We start from the raw sequence: 1,360 nt of genomic DNA on the forward strand, positions 1-1,360 counted from the left end.
CCACCTGGGCCACGCCAGTCGATCATGCCGCGGCTACCTTCAACGGCGTGGTGACGCGCTGGAAGCGCATCCGCACGAGCCGCGACGAGGCGGCCTACGAGCTGCGCATCGAGCCGCGCTTTGCGGCGCTCGGCAAGCGCATGGTGCACTCCGATGTGCTTCAGGATGTCACGTTCGAGGAGCTGGTCCGCACGAAGCTGGTCGACGGCCAGAACATCGACGCCTTCGATGTCGAGTTCCACCTGGACGGTCCCCAGGAAAAGATGCAGCAGGTGGTGATGTACGAGGAGTCGGTGTGGGCCTTCATCGCACGTCACGCGAAGCGCAAGGGGATCTTCTGGTTCTACCGGCAGGAGCGCGGCGAGAACGGGCTGCTCGACATTCTCGTGTTCGCGGACAATCCGCGCGCCTATATCCGTTCGATCAACTTGCCGTTGCTGGCGGGTTCGGGCCTGCACAGCAACTGGCACGAGGCGGCCCAGGAGGTCCACGGGCAGCGCACGCTGGTACCGGCCACAATCGAGCTGTGGGAGCGCAACTACCGCACGCCGGAGGACCCGCTGCAGGCCACGGCGAACATCTCTTCCGCAGACGACGACCGGTCGGTGTTCGGCCGGATCAGCCGCAGTGCGGAGTTTCATCTCACCCGGCAGCAGGGCGAAGCGCTCGCGCAGACGCGGCGCGACGAGCAGATCGCGCGTCAGGTGACGTTCGCCGGCGCGAGCGACGCGAAAGGCATCGCGCCGGGCGTGGTGATCAGGCTGACCAACACGAAGATGCCGGGCGCCGGGTACGGTTTCGTGGTGACGTCGTTCAGGATGAAGGGCAGCCGCACAGACCCTGCCTATACCCGCTTCAAGGCGATGCCTGGGCATCTGGCCTACCGTCCGCGCTTCGACTACGAGCGGGACTGGCGATTCCTGAACGGCCCGGTGGTCGGTGTCGTGACAACCCTGGACTCTGCCCCCTACGCGTTTCTCGACGAGTATGGCCGCTATCCGGTTCTGCCGAAGTTCCTGCGGGGACCGGCGAATGCCCGCACCAGGCTGCTGCACCTGCGGCTGCTGCGTCCCTCGTCGTCGTACCAGGGCGGTTTCCACTCGCCGCTACTGCCCGGCACGGAGGTCATGCTCGAAGCGGCTCACGGGGACGTGGACCGGCTGCACATCAGCGGCGCGCTGCACGACTACTCGCATCCAGACGTGGTGCGCGCCGACGATGCCCTGTTCAGCTATGCCATCTGGCGCTCGCCGCTGCTCGGCGCGGAGATCGTGTTCAACGACCTGCGCGGCAAGGAGAGCGCGCGCATTGCAACGGTGTACAGCCAGGCGGCGTTCAACCAGGGGTATCTGCTCAACAG

1 protein-coding gene is annotated in these 1,360 nt (G+C 66.2%); it reads left to right on the forward strand.

Annotated features, from left to right (window positions below; genetic code table 11):
* Positions 1–1,360, forward strand: a 1,360-nt coding sequence (locus tag PKKP23_RS33380; RefSeq protein ID WP_126880075.1) for a type VI secretion system Vgr family protein, incomplete at both ends; no start/stop codon positions are given.

Origin of the sequence: Paraburkholderia kururiensis JCM 10599 = LMG 19447 (assembly GCF_003986935.1) — a bacterium.
In the GTDB taxonomy this organism is placed as follows: Bacteria; Pseudomonadota; Gammaproteobacteria; order Burkholderiales; family Burkholderiaceae; genus Paraburkholderia; species Paraburkholderia kururiensis.